We start from the raw sequence: 7,772 nt of genomic DNA, 5'->3' as shown, positions 1-7,772 counted from the left end.
TGATTAAAGTTCGAGGCCGTGGTCTCGATCGTCGTTAATAATTGTTCGTGACGCTTGTATCTCGTTCAGTTGATTCATCTTACAACATTTTCATGTTTAGATATTATCGCTATTTCGTCTATACTAGTGTTCGATTCAGAAGCCATTAAGAATGAATAACTTGATCCAACGTGACCATTTCCAATTACTACGACCTTAATTATTTTTCATATATAATGTCCTCTCTTTTTACTGTAATTAAATATTCTCACACATAATTATTATTTTCAATAAATTCTAAAAATAATTAATACCTATTGCTTGTCTTACATCAAAGAGAGTGTCAGTTGCTATTGAACGAGCGTTTTCACTACCTTTTTTGAGTACATCATATACATAGTCCATATTATTCTGATAGTCCTGTCTTTTATTACGAATAGGTTCTAATTCACTTTGTATTATTTCATTTAAATAGTTTTTAATTTTGACATCGCCTAAGCCACCTTTTTGATAGTGATTTTTTAATTTTAATAATTGATCTGTATCTGAACAGAAGGCATCTAAATAAGTAAAGACAGTATTTCCTTCTATTTGTCCAGGATCATTGATATGAACATGGTTAGGATCCGTATACATTGACATAATTTTCTTTCTAATAGTATCTGGAGAGTCCGATAAATAAATCGCATTGTCTAAAGACTTACTCATCTTAGCTTTCCCGTCAGTTCCTGGAAGTCTACCTAAACCTTTTCTAGGTAGTAAGGCTTTAGATTTGTATAATATATTTTGATTGTATGTAGTGTTAAACGTTTTAACAATTTCATTAGCTTGTTCTATCATAGGTATTTGATCTTCTCCTACGGGAACTACCGATGTTTTAAATGCTGTAATATCAGCAGTTTGACTAATCGGATATATTAAAAAACCGGCTGGAACTCTTTCTCCAAATTTTTTTTTTTCATTTCATTTTTTACAGTAGGATTTCTTTTTAATCTGGATAATGTAACTAAGTTTAAATAATGCATCGTTAATTCATTTAATTCTGGTATTTGAGACTGAACAAATATATTAGACTTTGATGGATCTATACCTACTGATAAATAATCTAATACAACTTCTGTTAAACTATTACGAATTTTTTCAGGATTTCTAGCGTTATCAGTTAATGCTTGTTGATCGGCTATCATTATAAAGCTATTAAATTGGTCTTGTAATTCAACTCTTTTTTTAAGTGATCCTATATAATGGCCAATGTGTAATTTTCCAGTAGGTCTATCACCCGTTAATAAATTTTCTTTTTGCATTTGACTAGCTCCTTTATATTAAAATCATCATTTTCTATAGGATAAATTTTTTTCTGAATTTTTAAAAGAGTTTATATTGTATACATTCCAACTACCTATAATCAGTAATTATGTAAACTAAATGAAAAGAGAGAAACGCTGATTTAACGGCGTTTCTATCTTTTATGTGAATTCATGGACTATTCACATTTTATACATACCCTTAACCACACGTTTTCATGCATTTTCATGAAGAGAACTTTTGTATATTTATGTAAGTTACACTTTTATCATTTACACAAGTGTAAACCACACAAATATTTATTCATTCATATACTTATTTACTATTAAACAAATATACACGTAAACTATTAAACTTGTTTACTTGTGATGATTTATCATATTCAGATATTGCATACAGGTTATAGGAGTTTTGTTATAATTGGGAAGCACTTCCGTGCATAAAGGAGGTGTTGTATATGCTAGTCGCGATTTCATTTGTTGCAAGTTTTATCGTATCAGTTTATAGCTGGTATAGTTGCGAACTATATTTCAGACAAACTGAATAGATAAAATTAACCCCCCCACAAAGCTTTGGCAGGCTGTGGGGGGTTTTGTATATGCTAGTTAGCAATTCATTTGTTACTTTCAGTATATCCTTTCTTATGCTTTTTGTAAAATCATCTATTCATATTTGGTTATATCTTATGAGATTTTGATATTCTTCCTATTTCTCGTTACAAAAAATTATATTTTAGATAATTAATTACAATTTTAGAAAATTAAAGATATATAATGATATTTATTAAACATTTTCATATTTTTATTGTGAAAGTGTTAACAATATTTTCTAAAAGTAGTACTATGGTCTTGAAGATAACTAAAATATTTAAATTTAGGAAAAGGGGTTAGTTATTATGAATTTTTTAAAAGTTGCAGCTTCTGAAAAAGCTAGAGATTACTTTAATAGTGATAGGGAAATAGTATCAATTCATGATAATAGTACAGATTTTGTTGATGTAGGAGCAATAATTTTAATGGATTATGAGAACGTTTTCTTAGAATCGTTAAAAGAAGAACTATTGGATATTCCTGTATTATTAGTTACAAATTACGAAAATATTAATAATAAACATTCAAATAATAAAATAGACCTTGAATCTGTAGACTTTATTATTGATATTAATAATTTCAATATAGACTATGTTTCAAAAAAATTAGATTATTTAATATCTAAATATGAAAAAAATATACTTCCTCCATTTTTCAACACATTAGTTAATTATTCTGAAAGAGGTAATATCCAATTTGATTGTCCTGGACATCAAGGAGGACAGTATTTTACTAAACATCCAGCGGGAAAACAATTTTATAATTTCTTTGGAGAAAATTTATTTAGAGCAGATAATTGGCAATGCAGACGTAGATTTAGGTGATCTTTTAATTCATGAAGGACCGGCTGTAGAAGCACAAAAACATGCTGCTAAAGTATACAATGCAGACAAAACATATTTTGTTATGAATGGTTCTACAACATCTAATAATATCGCTATAACTTCTGCAATAATGCCAGATGATTTAGTATTATTTGATAGAAATAATCATAAATCTGCTTATAATTCAGCACTTGTTAAAGATGGCGGTCGTCCAGTTTATATGCAAACTTCAAGAGATTCTTATGGTTTTATAGGTGGTATTTATGAAGAAGATTTTGATGAAAAATATTTAAGAGAACAAGCTGCTAAAGTAGATCCAGAGAGAGCTAAATGGGAAGGACCATTTAGATTAGCAATTATTCAATTAGGAACTTATGATGGAACAATTTACAATGCCAAAAAAGTAGTAGAAAAAATTGGTCATTTATGTGATTACATTTTATTTGATTCAGCATGGGTTGGTTATGAACAATTTATTCCATTAATGAAAAAATCTTCACCTTTATTATTAGACTTGGACGAAAATGACCCTGGTATTTTAGTTGTACAATCAACTCATAAACAACAAGCTGGTTTTTCTCAAGCTTCTCAAATTCATAAAAAAGATAAACATATTAAAGGACAAAAACGTTATATTAATCATAAAAGATTCAATAATGCATATATGCAATATGCTTCCACATCACCATTTTATCCTCTGTTTGCTTCTTTAGATATAAATGCAAAAATGCAAGAAGGAAAATTAGGGGAAAAACTTTGGAATGATTGTTTAACTGTTTCTACTAATGCTAGAAAAACTATTTTAAAAAATTGTAAGTATATAAAACCATTTATTCCAGAAACAGTTCATGGTGAAAATTGGGAAAAAGCTAGTACTGAAGAAATTATAAGTAATTTAGACTATTGGAAATTTAATCCAGATGAAAAATGGCACGGATTTAAAGGTTACGGTAAAGATCAATATTATATTGATCCCAATAAATTTTTATTAACAACTCCAGGAATTAATTCTAAAGATGACTCTTATAAGAAATTTGGTATACCAGCAGTAATTTTAGCTAATTATTTACGTGAAAATGGAATTATACCAGAGAAGAATGATTTAAATTCTATTCTATTTTTAATGACTCCTGCTGAAGATACAGCGAAAATGAATAATTTAATTGCTAAATTAATTCAATTTGAAAAATATATTGACCAAGATGCACCTTTAGAAGTGGTTTTACCTCGTTTATATTATAATAATTACGAAAGATATAAAAATTATACTATTTGTGAATTGTGTCAAGAATTACATGATTTTTATAAAAAACGCAATACTAAAGAATTTCAAAAGAAAAGTTCTTAAAAGATTATTTACCTGAATATAGTATGAAACCTTATGATGCAAATATTGAATTATTAAAAAACAATGCTAAATTAGTTGATTTGGATGATATTGTAGGTGAAATAGCTCTTGAAGGAGCATTACCTTATCCACCAGGTATCTTCTGTGTAGTCCAGGAGAAAAAATGGAATGAAACAGCCAAAACATATTTCAAAATTCTAGAAGAAGGTATTAATGAATTTCCTGGATTTGCTCCTGAAATTCAAGGTGTTTATTTTGAAAAAGTTAATGATCGAATTAAAGCATTCGGTTATGTATTAGATAAATAATAAATGAGAAAGGTGCATTATTATGGCTGAAAATAAAAAAATGAGCGTTACTCAATTAACTATTGTTACTGCTGTTAATATGATGGGCTCAGGTATTATTATGTTACCTACTAACCTTGCACAAGTTGGTACAATGTCAATACTTTCTTGGATTATAACAACAATTGGAGCTACAATGTTAGCTTTTATATTTGCAAGAGCTGGTTTATATAGTTCAAAAGGTGGTGGAATGGGGGGATATGCTGAATATTCGTTTGGTAAAGCTGGAGCATTCCATACTAATTATACTTATGGACTCTCTTTAGTGATAGCTAATGCTGCTATTGCTATATCTTCAGTAGGTTATATTGCTGTATTGTTTAATGTTCATTTATCACCTCTTGCCACAGCACTATGGACTATAGTAGTTCTTTGGGTTGCAACAATATTAAACTTCGGTGGAGCAAATATTACAGGTAGAATTAGTTCATTTACAGTATGGGGCGTTATTTTACCAGTAGTCTTTATTAGTATTGTTGGATGGTTCTATTTTAGTGGTAGTAACTTTGCTTCATCTTGGAATCCTCATAACTATAGTTTTATAGAGGGAATGGGGAAATCTATTTCTATAACACTTTGGGCATTCTTAGGACTTGAATCTGCTGCTGCAAATAGTGATGCTGTAGAGAATCCTAAAAAAAATGTACCTATTGCTGTAATGGGTGGAACTATAGGTGCAGCAATTATGTATATTTTATCTACAAATGTAATTTTAGGTATTTCTCCTATAAAAGATTTAGCTAAATCTAGTGCGCCATTTGGATTAGCATTTAGTCATATGTTTAATCCTACTATTGGTAATATTGTTATTGCTTTAATGATAATATCTTGTTTTGGATCTTTAATTGGTTGGCAATTTACTATTGCAGAAGTATTTAGAAGTTCAGCAGTTGAAAAATATTTTCCAAAAGTTTTTGCTAAAACTATTGGAAATGGTACACCTTTAATTGGAATGGTAATTATTACTGTATTACAAACTTTAATTTCATTAATGACAGTTAGCCCATCTTTATCTAAACAATTTACAATATTAGTTAATTTAGCAGTTGTAACCAATGCAGTACCTTATGTGTTGACAATGGCAAGTATTAAGTCTATGCAAAAAGAAACATCAACAAATATTTCTAATAAAGCCATGAGATGGACTAATATTATAGCAATTTTAGCTGGTATATATACTTTATATGCTATCTACTCTTCAGGTGGAATAGCTGTTTATTATGGAGCTATAGTCACATTTGCTGGGTGGACTCTTTATGGATTAATCTCATATAGATTTGATACAGGAAAATCTAAAGATACTGATATATAAAAGCATTGTGAGATTTTATATAAAATAAAAAGCAGTCTAAGAAGCGCAGTTCGCTTCTTAGACTGCTTTTTATGATATATATTATATTTATTTTGAACCCCCGTTGATATAGGAGTAAAATAAAAATATTAATAACATTAAAGGATAAGATAACATGAAAAAAAATAATGAAATAAGTCATATTCTCACTATATCAACTTCTGGAGCGTTAATTTTTTCAGTAGTTGGAATATTTTTAGGTATTATTTCAAATAGTGATATGGTTTTGCTTGATGGATTATATGCTGTTTTAAGCTTGTTAATATCAGCTTTATCACTTTATACTTCTATTATTATAAAAAAGCCTAGTAGTGAGTCATTTCCATTCGGTAAATATATTTTTCAACCTCTTACAATAGTTTTTAATTCTTCTATTCTTCTTCTTCTTTGTATATTATCATTAGTTTCATCAATTTACGCTATTATGCAAGGTGGTAGAGATATTAATGCTAATATAGGTTTGTTTTATGGTATTTTTTCTTTTATAGGATGTGGGATAATTTGTTTATTACTATCTAAAAATAGAAAAAAATCAGATTTAATATATGCAGAAATGTTTCAATGGTTATTAGATACTTGCGTAAGTTTTGGATTAGTATTGGGGTTTATTTTAATGTTTATATTCAAGTATATTGGATTATATTGGTTAATACCTTATATAGATCCTGTTTTAGTTTTAATTGCTGGTTTAATTTTAATAATTATGCCCATAAGACTTCTTTATAAAAGCGGTAAAGAAATTATATCAATGTCTGCTTCAGAAGAAGTACAATATGATATTTATAATATTGTAAAAGAAAAAAATCTCAAATATAATATTAAAGATGAGGATATTAGAATATCTAAAATGGGACAAGTAATTTATATTGATTTACAAAATATAGTTAATAAAGATTCTTATATTCAAAATATTAAACAGGCTGATGAATACAGAAATGAAATAATTGAAGAAATTAATCAAAACTTTACAAATTTTGATAAATGGTTAAATATTTCTTTTACAGAAGATTATTATTCAAGACAAATAAATTGATTATTTCTTTAATCAGTGTAAAATGTTATAATAACAATGTAATTTATACTAATTATGGTTTTAGCCCTTCATTTGAAGGGCTAATTTTTTATTACTCCCAATTTACTCCAAGTTGTTTTAAAAACTCTTCTCTATCTTTTTCAAATTCGGAGTCAATTTTATCTTTATATTCATCAGGATCTGTTAACCATTTAGGTGTTTTCTCACGACTTATATATTGTCGTGACTTACCTATATCCGCCATTTGAGGTTGTCGTTTACTGTGAATGCGTTTCTCAGAGTCAAAAGTAAATTCTAACCATTCAATTTTACGTCCTTTTTTAGCTTTGATTTTATTGATATTGAGGTTATTAAATATTGGAGAGAGCTCCTTGATAATCGGTGTTAAAACAAATTGGTTAATATTAGACATTCTATAAGATTCTGGAATATCTAATCGTTCTCTAAAGTCTTCAATTTTAATCTTCATATAGCCAGTATGTTTATATTGTTTAAGTAATCTAAACATATTTTTTGAATAGGTAGATTTAAGGTGTGTCATCTCTTTTAATTCAAATTTAGTAAAGTTATTCGTAATTGAATTTAAGATATATTTTAAATCAGGAGAAGTAGCAATTTCTAAATATTTTTCCGATATATCTATTTCATACTTATAGAATAAGACAAATTTTTTAATTTTTGTTTCAGTTCTAATAGTATATCTGATATCTAACATCTTATCGTAAACTCTTTGGAGATCATCTACAAACCTGTTAATGTTACGTGTTTCTGGACTGTAATTACTTAATTCTTTGAGTTCATCAAAAGATAAATGAAGTGTATTAGTATCTTGTTCTTTGAGCTTATTACACATAGCAAAAAATAAGTTAATTTCAGTAGCAGTAAAGCGTCGTAATGGAACTAAATTCATTTCATTTTTGTAAATAACAGTTTCTCCGCTCATATAATAACTCTCCTTTCAACAAAGGCATAACAACAAAAAAACTATGCCTTTA

The 7,772-nt window shown here is 28.0% G+C and carries 4 protein-coding genes and 2 pseudogenes; 4 read left to right on the top strand and 2 right to left on the bottom strand.

Translation table 11 applies throughout. From position 1 onward, the window contains the following. Nucleotides 1-276: 276 nt before the first annotated feature. A pseudogene (gene trpS, locus HMPREF3125_RS03790) lies at nucleotides 277-1,283 on the bottom strand (tryptophan--tRNA ligase). 896 nt (nucleotides 1,284-2,179) lie between these two features. On the opposite strand from trpS, the gene HMPREF3125_RS13160 reads away from it, so the two are divergent. The 4 genes and pseudogenes from HMPREF3125_RS13160 (at nucleotide 2,180) to HMPREF3125_RS03775 (ending at nucleotide 6,777) form a co-directional block, all read left to right on the top strand. Next, on the top strand, nucleotides 2,180-2,698 hold the full coding sequence (locus tag HMPREF3125_RS13160; protein ID WP_305366813.1) for an Orn/Lys/Arg decarboxylase N-terminal domain-containing protein: 519 nt from the start codon (nucleotides 2,180-2,182) through the stop codon (nucleotides 2,696-2,698). Continuing rightward, nucleotides 2,643-4,354: pseudogene (gene speC / locus HMPREF3125_RS13155) on the top strand (ornithine decarboxylase). Before HMPREF3125_RS13160 ends, speC begins: the two are co-directional and overlap by 56 nt. Nucleotides 4,355-4,376: 22 nt before the next feature. Next, entirely contained in the window at nucleotides 4,377-5,705 is a 1,329-nt protein-coding gene (gene potE / locus HMPREF3125_RS03780; protein ID WP_070452035.1) for a putrescine-ornithine antiporter, read from the top strand. Nucleotides 5,706-5,859: 154 nt separating this feature from the next. Next, nucleotides 5,860-6,777 (top strand): cation efflux transmembrane domain-containing protein, encoded by a 918-nt coding sequence (locus HMPREF3125_RS03775; RefSeq protein WP_070452033.1) that lies wholly within the window; start codon nucleotides 5,860-5,862, stop codon nucleotides 6,775-6,777. Between the two features lie 91 nt (nucleotides 6,778-6,868). Here the strand turns inward: HMPREF3125_RS03775 and HMPREF3125_RS03770 are convergent, their stop codons facing one another. After that, nucleotides 6,869-7,720: a replication initiation protein gene (locus tag HMPREF3125_RS03770; protein WP_070452030.1), complete on the bottom strand. Its 852-nt coding sequence runs from the start codon at nucleotides 7,718-7,720 to the stop codon at nucleotides 6,869-6,871. Nucleotides 7,721-7,772: the final 52 nt, after the last annotated feature.

It is taken from the genome of Staphylococcus sp. HMSC13A10, assembly GCF_001808005.1.
Lineage (GTDB): Bacteria > Bacillota > Bacilli > Staphylococcales > Staphylococcaceae > Staphylococcus > Staphylococcus pasteuri.
Note: the sequence above shows the minus strand (reverse complement) of the source record. Positions and strands in the feature narration are given on the sequence as shown.